The following is an 18,511-nucleotide window of genomic DNA, read 5'->3' on the forward strand; positions in this document are numbered from 1 at the left end:
TCAAAAGTCAAAAGTCAAAAGTCAAAAGTCAAAAGTCAAAAGTCAAAAGTCAAAAGTCAAAAGTCAAAAGTCAAAAGAAAGAAAATTCTCCCTCTGCCCCTAGCCCCTAGCAAGAGAGCCCCTAGCCCCTAGCAAGAGAGCCTCTTCTGACCACAAGTAGTTACGAGTAAAAAAAAGGAAAACAATGACAACCAATCATATATTGGAAATCAAAGAATACGGTCAAAGTATCTGGATGGATAATTTGACTCGCGATTTGATCGAGTCCGGCGAACTCAAACGAATGATTGACGAGGGCGGGATTCGTGGACTAACCTCCAATCCAGCCATTTTTGAGAAGGCGATCGCAGGTAATAAGATCTACGATGTCGATATCGCTCATGGCATCAGCGAAGGACTACCAACTTACAAGATTTACGAATCTCTGGTTTTTGACGATATCCGCCACGCTTGCGATATCTTCCGCCCTGTGTATGAGGAGTCGAATAAGCTCGATGGTTACATCAGCATTGAAGTGCCACCTACGATCGCTCACGATACGGAAGCTACGATCGCAGAAGCCCGCCGCTATTACCAAGAAATCGGTCGCGAAAATGTGATGATCAAGATTCCGGGCACAGCAGCGGGTTTGCCTGCGGTTGAACAAGTAATCGCAGATGGGATTAATGTCAACGTCACCCTGCTGTTCTCCGTGGAAAGCTATGTGAATACGGCATGGGCTTATATTCGGGGATTGGAAAAACGGGCAGCCCAAGGTAAGGAGATCGGCAACATTGCCTCAGTAGCGAGTTTCTTCCTCAGCCGGATCGACATTAATATAGATAAGCGCATTGACGACAAGCTCTCTTCAGGTGTTGACCGGATCGAAAAGGAAGCAGCACTGAAAGCGGTTAAAGGTAAGGTAGCGATCGCTAATGCCAAAATCGCTTACCAGAAATATAAGGAGATTATCCAGAGCGATCGCTGGCAAGCATTGGCCCAAAAAGGTGCCAAAGTTCAGCGGCTCCTTTGGGCTTCCACCAGCACCAAAGACCCTCACTACAGCGATGTCATGTACGTCGATGAGCTAGTAGGCCCAGACACGGTGAACACTCTGCCACCCAACACAATTGAAGCTTGCGCCGATCACTGCGATGTTGCCAATCGCATTGAGACTGGGGTGGAAGAAGCCTACCATCTGATCGAAAGTCTCAAAGATCCAGACATCGACATCGATATCAATCAAGTCATGGATGAACTGCTGGTGGAAGGGATTGATAAATTCGTAAAGCCGTTCCAATCTCTGATGGACTCACTGGAAACTAAGGTTAAACAGCTAGCGCCAGTTTAGGTTGAGGTTCCCGTTTGTGCATTCCCCCTTCTTTTGGTATGGGAGGGGGAGTGGAAATCTGCCTCTTCCGTATTTACTATGCTATTTGGGCAGAGGGGCAGAGGAGCAGAGGGGCAGAGGCATAAAAATGTTATTTGTTTGAACAAAAGCATGACAACTCTAAAAGAGCCCTTTGCCTAAATGAGAATAATTGCGATCGGGGAATTTACCGTTATGCCAACTGCAAACGATATCTTAGAAAGCAACTGTGTCAACGCCCAACTCGATACTACCGAAAGGCTTCGGCTTGAAGAACTAGAAGCGATCGTCCAACAAGGACTTCAGACCTTTTACGAAGTCGGTAAGGCTCTCGACGAGATTCGAGAGAACAAACTATATCGGGAAACCCACAAAACCTTTGAGGATTATTGCCAGGAGAAGTGGGGCATAGCAAGACAGACGGCTAATCGGTTTATTGGCGCAGCACGGGTAATGGAAAATTTGGAACCCATGGGTTCCAAAAATCCTACCAACGAGCGTCAAGTCCGTCCCTTGACCCAACTCCCTCCAGCGATACAACTGGAAATTTGGCAAGAAGCAGTAGCGTTAGCACCCAACGGCATCCCCACTGGTGCAGCTGTTCAGCGCTTGGTTGATGAGCGAGTGTCTTCCCGAACAACAAGGCGAACTGCTGGGGATACTTCAGAAGAATTGGGGCAGTTGCGCCTGGAAAATCAGCGCCTCAAGGAGCAAATCAGACAAAGAGATCTGGACAGGGAACGCCGTACTGCTGCGGTTGCTGCCGAAATAGAGCAGTTGCGTGAAGAGAACAGGCAGCTCAAAGCTGAACTCCGACAACGAGACATTGATTGGGAACGCCGTCTTGCTTACGAAAGATCGAAAATTAGAGAGGAAGTCAGGGCTGAGCTTAGGGAAGAAATTAGAGCAGAAATCAGATCTGAACTTAGGGAAGAAATTAGGGCTGAAATCAGATCTGAACTTAGAGAAGAAATCAGGGCTGAAATCAAAGCAGAATATGAGGGGCAAATCAACTCCCTCACCCAACAACTGGCGGAAATGACTGCCAAATATGAAGCAGTACTAGCAAGACTCGATGCTCTAGAAGGAAAAAAATAGAAGATGGTAACACTCCTAGAAAATCCCCTGCGGGTAGGCTTACAACAAGAACGGACACCAGAACCCCTGATCATCGTCATCTTTGGGGCATCCGGCGACCTCACACAACGCAAACTGGTACCAGCGATTTATCATCTCAAACGCGATCGCCGACTGCCCCCAGAAATCACCATCGTAGGTGTGGCCCGTAGGAATTGGAGCCACGATTACTTTCGCGAACAAATGCGAGAAGGAATTGAGCAGTTCTCCGATGGCATTGGTTCTGAGGAAGTCTGGCAAGACTTTGCCCAAGGCTTGTTCTACTGCCCCGGCGATATGGACAACCCGGAAAGCTATCAGAAACTGAAACAATTCCTCAGCGAACTGGATGGTCAACGGGGCACGCGGGGAAATCGGGTTTTCTACCTAGCCGTTTCTCCTAACTTCTTTCCAGAAGCGATTCGCCAGTTAGGGACAGCACAGATGCTCGAAGATCCCATTAAAACCCGACTGGTGATCGAAAAGCCCTTTGGTCGCGATTTGAGTTCAGCCCGCAGCCTCAACCGAGTAGTGCGTCAAACCTGCAAAGAAGAGCAAGTCTATCGCATCGACCACTATCTGGGCAAAGAAACCGTTCAAAACTTACTCGTATTTCGCTTTGCCAACGCGATTTTTGAACCATTATGGAATCGCCAGTTCGTCGATCACGTCCAGATCACCGTAGCAGAAACAGTAGGAGTAGAAGACCGCGCTGGCTACTACGAAACCTCCGGGGCGTTGCGCGACATGGTGCAGAACCACCTAATGCAACTATTTTGTCTCACCGCAATGGAGCCGCCCAACTCCCTAGATGCCGATAGCGTTCGCGGTGAAAAAGTTAAAGTAATTCAAGCTACCCACCTGGCAGATGTGCGTAATCTGGAGTACTCAGCCATCCGAGCCCAGTATGCTGGTGGTTGGATGAAGGGTCAACCTGCGGCGGGATATCGACAAGAGCCGGGAGTCAATCCGAATTCCACCACACCAACGTATGTGGCGATGAAATTTCTGATTGATAACTGGCGCTGGCAAGGAGTGCCGTTTTACCTGAGAACTGGCAAGCGGCTACCGAAAAAAGTATCGGAGATTGCCATCCAGTTTCGGGAAGTGCCTTATTTGTTGTTTCAATCAGCAGCGCAACAAGTTAATGCCAACGTGCTGATTATGCGGATTCAGCCGAATGAGGGAATTGCTTTGCGTTTTGAAGTAAAAATGCCAGGACTGGAAGTGCGAAGTCGTACCGTCGAGATGGACTTCCGATATGGTGCGGCTTTTGGACAGACGAGTGGCGACGCATACGATCGCTTATTACTAGACTGCATGATCGGCGACCAAACTCTCTTTACCCGTGCCGATGAAGTGGAAGAAGCTTGGCGGGTGGTGACACCAGCGCTCACAGTCTGGGAAGCACCCACAGATCCAGCTAAGATTCCTCAGTATGAAGCGGGAACTTGGGAACCAGCCGAAGCCGAACACCTGATTAACCGCGATGGTCGTCGGTGGCGCAGACTTTAAGAATTTCAAATGTTAGATTTTAGATTTCAAATTTAAACAAATCTGAAATCTAAAGTCTAACATCTAACATTCTTTTTCAATTCCGTTCCTTTCATCCAAAATAAGATTATGGCTACAAAATCCGCTCCGCTCGTTTCCTTGCAGCCGCCAAAGGATATCTCCATCAGCGAGATTGAGTCAGAACTCAGTCAAATTTGGCAAAGTTACAGCAGTACCGGTGACGGTGCTTATCCTGCTGCAACTAGAGCTGCGACATTTAGCTTAGTAGTTTACGAACCAGAAGAAACTCAACAACTATTAGCAGCTTTGGGATTTTACACCGGGCCGATCGATGGAATTGATGGGCCGCGCACCGACTCAGCCCTGGAGGCTGCCCAGAAAAGCTTCAAACTGCCAGTGACAGGGAAGTCGAATCCGGAAACAGTAGCTCGACTGCGAGAAGAAGTTGCTAAAAAACGGGGGCAGGCAGTCACACTAGATGTTAACGGCTCAGCGATTCCCCAGTATGCCCAAGATGCTGGCGGTTCTGGTGTAGCCGATGCTATAGCCGCAGCCAACCCCTGCCGCATCCTCGCCCTTTGCCCAATGGCAGGAGAAGATGAAGGCGTGACAGCTCAGGTATCCGCCTACTGTCCCGTGCAAAAGCAAACTGGCGGTAGCCTGATCTGCTGCGAATACATCACCCTCAGAGGTACCGAAGCAGCAATAGAACGTATTGCCGGAATGCTTCCTGCACTACTGATCGGCGATCTGCCCAAATTCCTCTGGTGGAAGGCAACACCAGACCTGGAAAACAGCCTATTCAAGCGACTGTCAGAGTCTTGCAATTCAATTATTATTGACTCCAGTCACTTCAACGATCCAAAGGCAGAGTTGCTGCAAGTGCAAAGCTTGCTAGAGTCTGGCATTCCCATTTCCGACCTGAACTGGCGTCGTCTAGCCGCATGGCAAGAGTTGAGCGCAGAAGCGTTTGACCCACCCGAACGTCGTGCTTCTATCAAGGAGATCGATCGCGTAACTCTAGACTACGAAAAAGGCAATCCCACTCAGCCACTCATGTATTTGGGTTGGCTGGCAAGTCGGTTGCAATGGCAACCCGTCTCTCATCAACAGGAAGGCGGCGACTACGAGATCGAGCGCATTCAGTTCGTGGCTGCCGATGGGCGACAAATAGAAGCAGAACTGGCGGCAATTCCCACCGCAGATTCAGGAGATATACCCGGCGACCTAATTGCCCTGCGTTTGACCTCTACGAACGCGAACGCTGACTGCTGTACCGTTTTGTGTTCCGAAACGGGCGGTTGTATGCGGATGGAAGCTGGCGGCGGGGCCCAATCCTGTCGCATTCAACAAGTAACGCCGCTTTTTGACCAAAAGGCGGAAAACTTGCTCGGTCAGCAGTTACAACGCTGGGGTCGCGATCGTCTTTACGAGGAAAGCATGGCTGTCACGGCTGCTATTCTCAAATTGGTAGGAGGCTAGGGAATTTTAGATTTTAGATTTTAGATTTTAGATTTCAAAAAAGAAATCTGAAATCTAAAATTTTCTCTTTCAATTTTCAATTCTTTAATCTAAAATTTTAAATCTGATATCAAGTTTGGTTGCATCTTTAGTACATGAGTGATATCGTCAAATTGTCTGTCATCGTTAGGTTAAAATTTTACCGCAGATGTAGGCGCTTCGCCTTCCCGTAGGGTAGACTCTGGAACGCTCCGGAACGCAGATAAGAATAAGAACAGGAATTTTTTAGGTAACCGATGCGTAAGGACATGATATGAAATTCCCTCTTTCCTCTTCCCTCTTGCCTAGCCCCTAAAAATGGCTTTAATTATCGCAGGCGAACGCAGCGGGGTGGGCAAGACAACAGTCACACTCGCCCTGCTGGCCTCTTTGAAGCGTCGGAATCTCAATGTTCAATCTTTTAAGGTTGGCCCTGACTACATCGACCCGATGTTTCATCAGTATGTTACCGGGTTACCTTGTCGCAATTTAGACCCGGTTTTGACAAATTTGTCTTACCCGCAGCAATGTTTTGCCCGCCATACTCAAGGCGTAGAATATGCCTTGGTGGAAGGAGTAATGGGTTTATTTGATGGCGTGAAGGGGTATGGGGAAGAATCTCAGCCGAGGACGATCCATGAAGCCAGTACGGCTCACATTGCACATCTGCTAAACTTGCCCGTAGTGCTGGTAATTGATTGCAGTCGGTTATCGGGATCGGTGGCGGCTCTAGCACATGGCTATCGTTCTTTCGACCCCAGTATTAAATTAGCTGGGGTAGTGTTAAATCGGGTAGGGAGCGATCGCCATCTGGAACTTCTCAAAGATGCCCTCGAACCTTTAAATCTACCCATTCTGGGAGTATTGCGGCGTCAGGATAATATTACAATTGGTGACCGACATCTCGGTTTAGTGCCCACAGCAGAACTTCCCCAGTTAGATATTATAATAGATCGACTTGCACATTTGGGAGACACCTGTTTTGATTGGGAACAGCTGTTGCCCCTACTGAGATGCAAAAAAGAATTACCAATTCCCAATTTCCAATCCAAAATCCAAAATCCAAAATCCAAAATCGCGATCGCGTGCGATCGGGCCTTCAATTTCTATTACGCAGATAACCTAGAGTTGCTAGAACAGTTAGGGGCCCAACTGGTGCCTTGGAGTCCACTCACCGATCCAGAAATACCTGCGGGAGTCCAAGGACTATATTTTGGGGGTGGTTTCCCAGAAATATTTGCACAAGAATTATCGTCAAATTGCTCAGCACGCAATGCCGTTCGGGCGGCGATTCTATCTGGAATGCCCACTTATGCAGAGTGTGGCGGTTTAATGTATTTATGCGAGCAAATAGTTGATTTTAATGGGCAATCTTGGCCTATGATCGGAGTATTGCCTACAACAGCTGTAATGGGTGAGCGTCTAACATTAGGTTATCGACAGGCAACTGCATTGCAAGACAGTCCCCTCCTACCAGCTGGGGCAACAGTTTGGGGTCATGAGTTTCACCGCTCTAGTTTATCTAAAGCACCGGAAACACCTTTGTTTGAAGTACGAGGGTATAATTCCCAAAGTTTACCAACACAAGAAGGATGGCAGTTGCAACAAGTTCATGCTTCTTACGTGCATCTTCATTTTGCTGGGAGTCCACAAATTCCATCTCGGTTTTTGCAGCACTGTTCTCACTTTTTCAAAGTGCTGAGTCCTGAGTGCTGAGTCCTGAGTGCAAACACAGTCGCTTCCTTGCGGGGAATAGCTCAGGCTCCTAAACAAATCTCAACATTGCTGTCATGGCTTGATAGTAGCTACTTACGAAATGAGAAATCCCTGCCTATAGACTTAAAAGGCTCCTACGCCTTTAGGCGTAATCTATATCATTCAAGAGACAGAGAAAGACTGGAAAATTACTTAGCACTAAACATAAAAGTTTTTTGTATTAGAAATCACCACTTTATTGAACGTAAAGTTTATACTTTAGGTAGAAGCAGCTTTTCCTTCAGGACAGTTTAGGCAGAAAGTCAGTAAATATTTTTGCCAGCAGTAGTAATAGTTTCATCCTTCAGGGAGAAGCTGAGCTTGATAAAAGCTTATAACATTGCTATCAGTAGCAAATTGAAGAATGAACAACTGCCTCGCGAGTTATCAAAGCCGTAAGTAAAACAGCGATTCTCCCAGGCAAACGCCGTGCGAGCGATCTTTTCACGATGATCATCCTTGTATAACTTGTGCTTGGAGGTTTCCAAGCAAAATTCCCATATCCATTTGCTAAGACATCTCGAAAAATACGCTTAACCAATATCAGAGGCTAACTATGTCCCCACACAAAGCTCAAATAAAGAACGATATTAGCAATGTTGTGTCAGGGGAGAAGCGTGAAGCGTTAGCGCAGCAGGACGAAGTCCAGCTATATATGCAAGCTGAATCGCCATCCATACCTACTTCCAAATTGAAGATTGACTCGTCCAACAAGCATTTTAAGGTTGTTGCACCTTCCCTGACCGAGCCGCCCGATCTAGTCTGCTTGTCACATTTGCGCTGGGATTTTGTGTACCAAAGACCGCAACATCTTCTGAGCCGCTGTGCAAAAGAACGGCGTGTATTCTTTATCGAAGAGCCAATTTTTAGCAGCGACTCTTCAGGGCGACTGGATATCGGCAGGCGCGAGAGTGGGGTTTGGGTTGTGGTGCCGCACTTGAAAGAAGGATTGAGTCAGTCAGAAGTAAATACAGCTCTACAAATGCTGCTGGGCGAGTTATTTGCAGAACGCCAGATCGGTCAGTACATATTTTGGTACTACACACCGATGGCTATGGCATTCACGCGCCACTTAAAGCCGTTAGCGATCGTGTACGATTGCATGGACGAGCTGTCCGCATTCAACGGAGCGCCGCCTGCGATGAGGGAATCCGAAGCTGAACTCCTCAAGCGTGCCGACATAGTGTTTACAGGTGGACAAAGCCTTTACGAAGCAAAACGCGATCGCCACCCGAACGTCTACGCATTTCCCAGTAGCATCGAAAAGGCGCACTTTGCACAGGCGAGAAACTTCACAGCAGATCCAGCAGACCAAGCAGATATTCCCCATCCCCGCCTGGGATTCTTTGGCGTGATAGACGAACGGATGGATATCGAACTGCTTGGAGGCATTGCCGCAGCGAGACCCGACTGGCATCTAGTTATCATCGGCCCAGTTGTCAAAATCGATCCAGCAATATTGCCGCGCCCCCAAAATATTCATTATCTTGGGGGCAAATCATATAAAGAGTTGCCTGCATATCTTGCCGGGTGGGATGTAGCGATGCTGCCGTTTGCACGCAACTCCTCAACAAGGTTTATTAGCCCTACCAAAACTCCCGAATACCTCGCCGCAGGTAAGCCAGTTGTGTCTACCTCAATCCGGGATGTTGTTCGCCCCTACGGAGAGAACGGTTTGGTGCGAATTGCAGATACAGTTGCAGACTTTGTTGCAGCAGCTGAGACGGCGCTCAATGAAAATCCTCATCAATCGGGATGGCTCTTAAGCGTTGATACCTTCCTAGCACAAAACTCTTGGGATCGCACTTGGGATCGCATGACGGAACTGATGCAGTCAGCGGTCACTAAGTAATTAGTAATTTCAAGATTGAAAAATTCAAGCTTGAATTTTTCAATCTAAAATTTCAAATTCTCTTCACCTATCAGCAATTAACTAACTATGTTCGATTACCTAATTGTCGGAGCGGGATTCTCTGGAAGCGTCCTTGCAGAGAGACTTGCCACTCAACTTGGCAAAAAAATTCTCATTGTTGATACTCGCAATCACATCGGCGGGAATGCCTACGACCATTATGATGATGCCGGTATTCTCGTGCATAAATACGGCCCGCACATCTTTCACACCAACTCCCGCGAAGTATTCGAGTATCTCTCGAACTTCACCGAGTGGCGACAATACGAGCATCGCGTACTTGCCAGCGTGGATGGTCAGCTACTGCCAATTCCGATTAACCTCGATACTGTCAATAAGCTTTACGGGCTCAATCTTAACTCATTCGAGTTGACCAAGTTTTTCGAGTCGGTAGCTGAACCAAAAGAATATATCCGCACCTCAGAAGATGTAGTTGTCAGCAAAGTGGGTCGGGAACTCTACGAGAAGTTTTTCCGCAACTACACTCGCAAGCAATGGGGTATGGACCCCTCTGAACTGGACAAGTCTGTGATCGCCCGCGTGCCAACCCGGACGAACCGGGACGATCGATATTTCACGGACTCGTATCAGGCAATGCCGCTACACGGCTATACCCGAATGTTCGAGAAGATGTTGTCTCATCCGAACATCAAGGTGATGCTCAACACCGATTACCGGGAGATTCAGGATGTGATTCCGTATCGGGAAATGGTGTATACAGGGCCAGTTGATGCCTTCTTCGATTACCGCTTCGGGAAGTTACCTTATCGATCGCTGGAATTTAAGCACGAAACGCACAATACACCGACGTATCAACCAGCGCCAGTGGTGAACTATCCTAACGAACATCCATACACCCGCGTTACGGAGTTCAAGTATCTGACGGGACAGTCACACGGGAAAACTAGCATTGTCTACGAGTTGCCGCGTGCTGAGGGAGACCCTTACTACCCTGTACCGCGCCCAGAAAATGCCGAAATCTACAAGAAATACAAGGCGTTGGCTGAAGCAACTCCCCATGTGCATTTCGTGGGACGGTTGGCGACGTACAAGTATTACAATATGGATCAGGTTGTGGCTCAGGCTCTCACAATGTACTCTAACCTAATCGCACGTAGCACTTTGGAGCAGCATATCGAGAACGGTCATGCTCTGACCGTTTAGAACGCTGGTTCGGCAATAAATAAGGGAAAACAAAAAGGTATTGCTCCTTTGTGTTTTCCTTTTTGCATTAAAACATTCTTGCATAAAAAGGACATTCAGGGAGTAATAAACTGATGTATATTTTTAAGCAAACACGCTTATCGCACCCGACGCGATCGCCCATTAACGAATCCTCGACAAAAGCCATAGAGCCAATCAAGCCTCTACTGCCCGATCGAAAAACCATAGACAGCAGTAGAGTAATCCACCATAAAGCAGCAATAGAGATGCAGTATACCGATCCTGAAATATCCTCTTATTCTCAAGCTAATGCTAGCGACATGGCTGTTTTAAATCGCTCAAATCGCGGTCGTATTGCTATTTTTATAGATGGCTCGAATTTATTTTATGCAGCTTTAGAACTAGGCATTGAAATTGACTACCTCAAACTTCTTTGCTATTTAACTAATGGTTCTCCGCTGTTGCGCTGTTTATTTTACACCGGAGTAGATCCGACGAATGAAAAGCAGCAGGGTTTTTTGCACTGGATGCGTCGTCACGGCTACCGCGTGATTAGTAGAGATATAATCCAGCTTCCAGACGGCTCTAAAAAAGGTAATCTGGACGTGGAAATTGCTGTAGATATGGTAACTTTGGCCGAATACTACGATACTGCCATCTTAGTCAGCGGTGATGGAGATCTAGCCTATGCCGTTAATGCAGTTAGTTACCGAGGCGCGCGGGTTGAAGTCCTTGGTCTGCGGTCTATGACTAGCGAAATCTTGCTGAATGTTGCTGACAGTTACATTGATTTGGATGCCATTAAAGAAGATGTGCGAAAGACTCCGGCAACAGGCTATTATTACCGATCTTTCTCTGGCATTCAGGTAGAAGAACAAATAAGCGATGGTAATCTGCCAAATAGTTTTGACTGAGTTATGATATCAAATTTAATAGTGCGCCAAAAGATGACCAAAAATGTTTATAAAATTAGGAATTTAACAATCTACAAGTTTTCCTCATTTACCTGAGACTGCGTTGACATTGCTACGGTATCTCCTGGCTGGGATGGCCATCGGACACTCAAAATAGTAGAATCTTCCTCAGCCAACCAACAATGAGACACACCAGGAGACCAGAGAACATAATCTCCTTCGCGGGATAGTACAACTTCTCGATCGGGAAACTGAACGCGGAATCGTCCTTTAATAAGAATGGAAAGTGTGGTTGCTTGGGCGTTCATTCCCCACTGAGATCTACCCTCTCCGGCTGGGTGAACTCCCCATTTCACTTCTAGATCTGAGGTTGAACGGGGATCGTCGGTCGGAGTTACAAAATGACCGATGAACCAACCCCAGCGACTCGCACCTTCAATATCGGCGTTTCCAAAGACAATTTTAGCTTGCATTTACTAATTCAACTATCGAAAGGCTAGTTCATTTCTACCAAAAGAATAGGTTTAATGCTAACTGAGTTTGTGTTCCTGAATACAAAATAATCTTAAAAGCAGTTTAGGATTTATATTTTCTGAATAGCATTGTCAAATTAATGTTTATAGAATACTACTTTTGTATGCAGACCCATGCCTACAGATAGAGGAATGGATATAACAGGAATGATAGATTTTAAAAGAAGGGCTACTCAACGTAAATTAGCCGAAATCGAAAAACTATTACTACTTATTGAGGTTTGGGATATGAGTCAGGTTGTTAAAGTTGTCCAGTATCCTGATGTTTTGGACAGCAATATGGCTACTCAGTTTCATCAAGAAATCGAGGATGTTGTCAAGGCTGGTGCCAATATTGTTTTGCTGGATTTGAAGAATCTAACATCTATTACCAGTTCTGGATTAATGGTTTTAGTGGAAGCATTCAAATTGATTCGATCCGCTGGCTGTAACTTGTTCATCTGCTCTTTGAACGAGCAGGTCAGAATATTATTTGAACTTACCGGCTTGGATCTGGTCTTTCAAGTTTTTGCTAGTCTGGATGAATTTAATAGCAGAATGCTGCTAAAAAAATAGGTCTCTGGTCAATTTTAGGATTTAGCCAGCCGACCAAATGTATAGCAAAGTGATAAAGGCTTAGTGCTTCGGCTTTAGTAAAAACACAGTCCCCGTCTTGCTTTGAGCGTTTAATACTGTCCTAACCGATGTGACTGTGGCTATAAAAGCCAAAAACCTGAAATAGTAATAACTTTTCTAAGCTCTAAGCTGTATCTGTATAGCAGCTTGGAGCTTACTTGTTTTGAGGTCAAGCCATCTAAACGATCGCTAAAACCACATTGTAGCGGTTCTTATATGAGTCCAAGGCTGCTTCTGGGGACTGCGAGAAAGCGAGGAAAGGGGGAACTATATTTGCTCAAAACGAAACTGCTATAGCAAAGTGCTTCGGCTTTAGTACAAACACAGTCGCTTCCTTGCTTTAAGCGATCGATACTGTCCTAACCTATGTGACTGTGGCTATATTAAGAAAAAAACTAGCTTAAAAACGGACTCATCACTAAGAATTACGATTCTGTAAGGCTTAAAATTTTTTTCAAATAATTTACCAAAAATAGTTACAGCTCGGATACCAATGGGTAAGATAGAGATATAACCTATGGTAGATGTCTCTTATGAACACTTTTGGTAAGTGGCTTGAAGATTGTTATGTGAAAAATCCCACCGATCGCAACAACGGCGCTGTTGTTTCCCAGCCTGAAACAGCTTATCCGCGTCCGCAGTTAGAGCGGGCCAACTGGATTTGCCTAAACGGCCTTTGGAGCTTTACTTTTGACGATCGGGGAAGATTTACAAAACCCACTGATATTCCTAACTGGACTCATACAATTGAAGTTCCCTTCGCTCCGGAATCTGCCAAGAGCGGTATAGGCGACAGGGGTTTTCACCCGAACTGCTGGTACGAACGCGAATTTGAGGTAGACAAAGGTGAAGGTCGGGTGCTACTGCACTTCGGGGCTGTAGACTATCACGCCCGCGTGTGGGTCAACGGTCAATTTATGGCGGAACATGAAGGCGGATACACCCCTTTCAGCATCGATATTACACCTGTATTGAATGAAAATGGGCCGCAGAAAGTCACAGTCTGGGCGCAGGACGACCCGCACGATTTAGCCAAGCCCCGTGGAAAGCAGGATTGGCAGCTCGAACCGCACAGTATTTGGTATCCGCGTACCAGCGGTATCTGGCAGACGGTTTGGGCTGAGGTTGTTCCCAGCACTTATATTGATCGTATACGCTGGACGCCGCATTTCGATCGCTGGGAAATTGGCTTTGAAGCTTTTGTTGCGGGCGCACTGGACGATGGTATCCAAATAAAAGTCAAACTGACAGTTGGCTGCCAACTGCTGGTGAACGATACCTACGAAGTGATCAACGGCGAGATCCACCGACGCATCGCACTTTCTGACCCTGGTATCGACGACTACCGTAACGAGTTGTTGTGGAGTCCCGAAAAACCAACTTTAATAGATGTAAAGGTGCAACTGTGGCATAATGACACTCTACTTGATGAAGTAAAGTCTTATACAGCAATGCGGACGGTGAGTATACAGCGCGATCGCTTCATGCTCAACGGGCATCCCTACTATCTGCGCCTAGTTCTAGACCAAGGCTACTGGCCCGACACGCTGACTACCGCGCCCTCAGATGAGGCACTGCGGCAGGATGTCGAGCTAGTCAAAGCAATGGGCTTCAACGGTGTCCGCAAGCACCAAAAAATTGAAGATCCTCGCTTCTTGTACTGGGCGGATGTACTCGGTCTGATGGTCTGGGAAGAAATGCCCAGCGCCTATCGATTCACTCCCAAAGCCGTAGAAAGGATCACCAAAGAATGGACTGAGGTAATCCAGCGGGATTCCAGCCACCCGTGCATCGTGGTGTGGGTGCCCTTCAACGAATCTTGGGGAGTTCCCGACCTGACGGCGACGGCGGCTCACCGTAACTATGTCCAAGCACTCTACCACTTGACCAAAACCCTAGACCCGACTCGTCCGGTGATTGGCAACGACGGCTGGGAGAGTACGGCAACTGACATCATTGGTATCCACGACTACGGAGTTCACGATCGCAACAAGGCCAAGAGCTTAGCAAAGCGCTACGGGCCTCAAGTTAACATAACGGAACTCTTCGATCGCCGCCGTCCGGGAGGTCGCGTCCTGACGCTGGATGGTTATCCTCATAGCGGACAGCCAGTAATGCTCACCGAGTTTGGTGGGATAGCCTATGCCGCAAGGGAAACCCCCAATGCTGACAAAATCTGGGGATACGCGCAATTTTCAAATGTCTCGGAGTTGCAAAAGAACTATACCGCCTTGCTAAATGGGGTCAACAAGGTGGAAATGTTCAGCGGCTTTTGCTACACGCAGCTAACGGATACCTTCCAGGAAGCTAACGGTCTATTGTATGCCGATCGCACGCCGAAGTTTTCTATTGAGGCGATTAAAGCAGCAACTCTTGGCTGGACTACCGAAGAGGAAGATGCACTACCAGAAGCCCATGAAGCAAAATGGTCAGAAGTTGACCTTTTGAAAGCTAATGGGAATGGGAATGGGTAATGGGAAAAGTTAAGGGGAAAGGGGTATTTTCCCTTAACTTTTCCCCCTCCCTTCTTCCCCACCACCTACTGCCTACTACCCCTGACCGATTACCAATTACCAATTACCAATTACCGATGAGCATCTTTGAGAGTTTTTTTATCGGTGGCTTTGAATGTTCCACCCATCGCTTGCCATCCGGAAAACGTCTAGACGTAGTTGCAGCCACCGGACACGATAAGTTTCTTGCCGCCGACTACAAACGTTTACAAGAGCAAGGTATATTAACTGTTCGCGAAGGCATTCGCTGGCACCTGATCGAGCCGACACCTGGCAAGTACGACTTTTCCAGCGTGCTGCCCACGATCCGCACAGCGCGGGACATGGGTATGCAGGTAATCTGGGATCTCTTCCACTACGGATGGCCTGATGATATTGATATCTTCAGTCCAGCTTTTATCGAACGTTTTGAACGTATGGTGCTTGCCTTTATGGAAGTGCTAAGTAGCGAAACTGACACAGTACCTTTTATTTGCCCTGTCAACGAGATTTCATTCGTTTCTTGGGCGGGTGGCGATGCAGCTTATATCAATCCGTTTTGCAAAAAACGGGGGGATGAACTAAAAGCACAATTGGTGCGATCGGCGATCGCAGCCATAGAAGCAGTCTGGCATATTAATCCTAGTGCCAGAATTGTCCATATTGACCCGGCAATCAATATTATTGCCGATCCCAAAAAATTGAAAGATCGTATTCTTGCGGAGGACTACCGCTTATCCCAGTACCAAGGATGGGATATGCTGGCTGGGCGTCAACGACACGAACTGGGCGGTAAGGAAAAATATCTGGATATTATTGGGGTAAATTATTACGATCGCAACCAGTGGATTCACAATCAAGACCCCATGAAGCTGGACGACCCCCTGTATACCCCCTTCAGGTATATGTTACAGGAGGTTTACGAACGTTACGAACGCCCTCTGTTTATAGCTGAAACGGGGACTGAGGATAATTTTCGTCCTACATGGTTTAACTATGTATGCAGTGAGGTAGTCGCCGCCATTCAGATGGGTATTCCCATTGATGGCCTGTGCTTGTATCCAATTGTTAACCATCCGGGTTGGGATGACGATCGCCACTGCCACAACGGCCTTTGGGATTATCCTAACGAGGTAGGCGATCGCGAAATCTACCAACCTTTAGCACGAGAGTTGCAATACCAAAGACAGCAAATTGAGCCAATGCTGAGCAAGAGTTAGGACAAACCCTTAAAAAACTTGATGGATGCAGTTATCATGACGGAGTTCATAGTTGTTTTGGAAGATTACGAAGGGCGTATAGCACCAATGCGCGATCGCCTCAACGAGTCTTTCTCAAAATGGTCGCACGTATTCTTCGACAATGCCCCGGATATGATAGAGTGGCTCTCAAACCACTTGCACGACTGCATCCTCATCAGTCTCGATCACGATCTAGGCCCCAACAGAAAACATAATGGGGAAGTATTTGACCCTGGAATTGGTCGTGATGTAGTAGATTATTTAGCATCAAAACCTGCACAATGCCCTGTAATTATTCACTCTTCCAACAATATTGCTGCCATTGGGATGGAAATGGCTCTCAGTTACGGCCATTGGACAGCTGAAAGAGTGATTCCCTTCCCTAACTTGGAATGGATTGACAGCGATTGGGCTGTTGCGATCGCCAGATTATTGAAAACCAAAAATATAGAAAATCTGAATGAACCGGATATTTTAAATTTGATGGGTACAGCGATCGCTGACAAAATTCGTGGTATTATTTACGGTCAAGCAATTGGCGATGCTTTGGGTTTAGGGACAGAAGGTTTATCAAAATCCCAAGTTGCAGAATATTATCCAAATGGATTAAGGCGGTATAGTGAAATTGTGCGCGATCGGTATCGTTCGGCGTGGGTAGTAGGCGATTGGACAGATGATACCGATCAAATGTTGTGTATTCTAGATAGTCTTGTAGAAAAACAGCAAGTCGATGTCTTAGATATCGGACTGCGTTTTTATAAATGGGCATCCGCCGCTAATCCCGGCATTGGGAGAACAACTTACGAAGTGCTTTTTTCCCGCCATTTTTTCCAACCTGATGTTTATCGAAACTATTATATAGCAGCCCAAAAATTCTGGGAAGATTCCGAGCAACAAGCAGCTGCCAATGGTGGCGTAATGAGAACATCTGTATTAGGAATTTGGGAATATCCTTTTCCCGAAAAAGTGAAACAAAATGCAGAGCAAGTTTGCCAAATAACTCACTATGACCCCCGCTGCGTTGGCTCATCTGTTGCGGTTAGTTTAGCAATTAGTTACCTATTGCGCGGTCATCTTAATATTGAAGATATGATTCAAGAAATAGCACTAGAAGTAGCACCCTATTCTCCTTTAATTCAGGAGTATTTTGACAAAGCAGCAACAGAATCATTGGATGCACTTTCACTAGGGGAAGCAAACAAAATGGGGTATACTCTCAAAACAATGGCAGCAGGATTTTGGGCGCTGACTCACGCCGCTTCTTATGAAGATGGGGTGCTGCAAATTATCCATGAAGGCGGAGACGCAGACACCAATGCAGCCGTTGCTGGTGCGTTATTAGGAGCAAGGTTTGGATATTCTAGCATTCCGCAACAGTGGTTAGAGGAGTTGGCATATAAGCAACAACTGGATAGAAAAGTAGAGCAACTAATTCCTCTAGTTCAACAGTGGGAAACTACAGACTGCTAATAGCTAATGGTAGGGTAGGTTGGGTTGAGGTAATGAAACCCAACCTACTATGTCTAACTATGGACAAAAAGCGGCAAATTATAAAGGAAGTGATTAAACTGGCATGATATTACTGGCTTTTCTGCCTCCATAGTTTCATCAGGCATGATAGTTTTATCCAGCTTTGCACCAGTAAGATTGGTATTATGAAGGGTTGCCCCGCGCAAGTCAGCCCCCGTTAAATTGGCACCGCTCAAATTTGCCCAACTTAGATCTGCACCAGTCAAGTTAGCTTGAGTTAAATTAGCTTCTCCTAGCCTCGCCCCCCATAGTTTTGCTCCACTCAGATTGGCGGCGAAAAGATTTGCTCCAATCAGCGATGCTTCAATCAATTTCGCTTCGGTTAAGTCAGCTTCGCTCAAATCTGCTTCGCATAGAGACGCTGCCCATAGGTTAGCTTTATATAGTTTAGCCTTCCACAAGGAAGCCGAACAGAAATTAGCTTGCATCAAATCAGCTTCATTCAGCTTTGCTTTAAATAGATTTGCCTCCCGAAAGTCTGTTTCGCGGGCATAAGATAGAGATAAATTGGCATAACTTAAGTCGGCGTAATTGAGTATGGTTCCATTAAGATAGGCTTGGGAAAAATTTACTTGAATAAGTATGCTTCCACTAAAATTGGCTTCTTGAAAATTAAAGCCACTAAAGTCGGCGTTATTTAAGTTGGTGCTACTCAAGTTAATACGGTTGAAAGATTTCTCAGATGTGATATTATTCAGTAAAGCTGTTTTATCCATTGTTGTTTACCGTCAAGTTTTTTAAAGTGTGTAAGTTGAACTTACATCATAAAAGTGTAGAACTTGTGAAGTTCAGGGAATCTGTGGAACAGATGCACCTTCCGCCCACGCTACGTATACGCATCTGCGACTCTAGGTAGGGGCAAGCGAGAAAGCTGGG

Annotated in this window: 14 protein-coding genes; 12 read left to right on the forward strand and 2 right to left on the reverse strand. The window is 46.5% G+C overall.

Annotated features, from left to right (window positions below):
* Positions 1-184: 184 nt before the first annotated feature.
* The 8 genes from tal to LAY41_RS18560 all read left to right on the forward strand — a co-directional run bounded on the left by tal (position 185) and on the right by LAY41_RS18560 (position 11,224).
* On the forward strand, positions 185-1,330 hold the full coding sequence (tal, locus tag LAY41_RS18525; RefSeq protein ID WP_249101214.1) for a transaldolase: 1,146 nt from the start codon (positions 185-187) through the stop codon (positions 1,328-1,330).
* Positions 1,331-1,543: 213 nt separating this feature from the next.
* On the forward strand, positions 1,544-2,446 hold the full coding sequence (locus tag LAY41_RS18530) for an MICOS complex subunit MIC60 (RefSeq protein ID WP_249101217.1): 903 nt from the start codon (positions 1,544-1,546) through the stop codon (positions 2,444-2,446).
* Positions 2,447-2,449: 3 nt separating this feature from the next.
* Entirely contained in the window at positions 2,450-3,979 is a 1,530-nt protein-coding gene (gene zwf, locus LAY41_RS18535) for a glucose-6-phosphate dehydrogenase (RefSeq protein WP_249101219.1), read from the forward strand.
* Between the two features lie 108 nt (positions 3,980-4,087).
* Positions 4,088-5,461 (forward strand): glucose-6-phosphate dehydrogenase assembly protein OpcA, encoded by a 1,374-nt coding sequence (opcA, locus tag LAY41_RS18540; protein WP_249101222.1) that lies wholly within the window; start codon positions 4,088-4,090, stop codon positions 5,459-5,461.
* Between the two features lie 336 nt (positions 5,462-5,797).
* The gene (locus LAY41_RS18545) at positions 5,798-7,195 is read left to right on the forward strand and encodes a cobyrinic acid a,c-diamide synthase CobB (protein ID WP_249101225.1); all 1,398 of its coding nucleotides are present in this window, start codon (positions 5,798-5,800) and stop codon (positions 7,193-7,195) included.
* Positions 7,196-7,790: 595 nt separating this feature from the next.
* Entirely contained in the window at positions 7,791-9,086 is a 1,296-nt protein-coding gene (locus tag LAY41_RS18550) for a glycosyltransferase family 1 protein (protein WP_249101228.1), read from the forward strand.
* An 87-nt stretch (positions 9,087-9,173) separates the two neighbouring features.
* Positions 9,174-10,310, forward strand: coding sequence for a UDP-galactopyranose mutase (glf, locus tag LAY41_RS18555; RefSeq protein ID WP_249101231.1), 1,137 nt, complete (start codon positions 9,174-9,176; stop codon positions 10,308-10,310).
* A gap of 320 nt (positions 10,311-10,630) precedes the next feature.
* Entirely contained in the window at positions 10,631-11,224 is a 594-nt protein-coding gene (locus LAY41_RS18560) for a LabA-like NYN domain-containing protein (RefSeq protein ID WP_249101552.1), read from the forward strand.
* A gap of 71 nt (positions 11,225-11,295) precedes the next feature.
* On the opposite strand, the gene LAY41_RS18565 is transcribed toward LAY41_RS18560, so the two are convergent.
* Positions 11,296-11,697, reverse strand: a complete 402-nt coding sequence (locus tag LAY41_RS18565; RefSeq protein WP_249101234.1) for a cupin domain-containing protein — start codon at positions 11,695-11,697, stop codon at positions 11,296-11,298.
* A 192-nt stretch (positions 11,698-11,889) separates the two neighbouring features.
* Between LAY41_RS18565 and LAY41_RS18570 the strand changes: the two genes are divergently transcribed.
* The 4 genes from LAY41_RS18570 (at position 11,890) to LAY41_RS18585 (ending at position 17,575) form a co-directional block, all read left to right on the forward strand.
* Positions 11,890-12,312 (forward strand): STAS domain-containing protein, encoded by a 423-nt coding sequence (locus LAY41_RS18570; protein WP_249101236.1) that lies wholly within the window; start codon positions 11,890-11,892, stop codon positions 12,310-12,312.
* A gap of 593 nt (positions 12,313-12,905) precedes the next feature.
* Positions 12,906-14,846 carry a glycoside hydrolase family 2 protein gene (locus tag LAY41_RS18575; RefSeq protein ID WP_249101239.1) on the forward strand — a complete coding sequence of 647 codons (1,941 nt, stop codon included), beginning with the start codon at positions 12,906-12,908 and terminating at the stop codon, positions 14,844-14,846.
* Positions 14,846-16,084, forward strand: a complete 1,239-nt coding sequence (locus LAY41_RS18580; protein ID WP_249101241.1) for a glycoside hydrolase family 1 protein — start codon at positions 14,846-14,848, stop codon at positions 16,082-16,084. The genes LAY41_RS18575 and LAY41_RS18580 overlap by 1 nt, the downstream gene beginning before the upstream one ends.
* Positions 16,085-16,105: 21 nt before the next feature.
* The gene (locus LAY41_RS18585; protein ID WP_249101245.1) at positions 16,106-17,575 is read left to right on the forward strand and encodes an ADP-ribosylglycohydrolase family protein; all 1,470 of its coding nucleotides are present in this window, start codon (positions 16,106-16,108) and stop codon (positions 17,573-17,575) included.
* A 53-nt stretch (positions 17,576-17,628) separates the two neighbouring features.
* Here LAY41_RS18585 and LAY41_RS18590 read toward each other — a convergent pair whose 3' ends face one another.
* Complete coding sequence (locus tag LAY41_RS18590) at positions 17,629-18,351, reverse strand: pentapeptide repeat-containing protein (protein WP_249101248.1); 723 nt, start codon at positions 18,349-18,351, stop codon at positions 17,629-17,631.
* Positions 18,352-18,511: the final 160 nt, after the last annotated feature.

The sequence above is a fragment of the Argonema galeatum A003/A1 genome, assembly GCF_023333595.1.
GTDB classification, from domain to species: domain Bacteria; phylum Cyanobacteriota; class Cyanobacteriia; order Cyanobacteriales; family Aerosakkonemataceae; genus Argonema; species Argonema galeatum.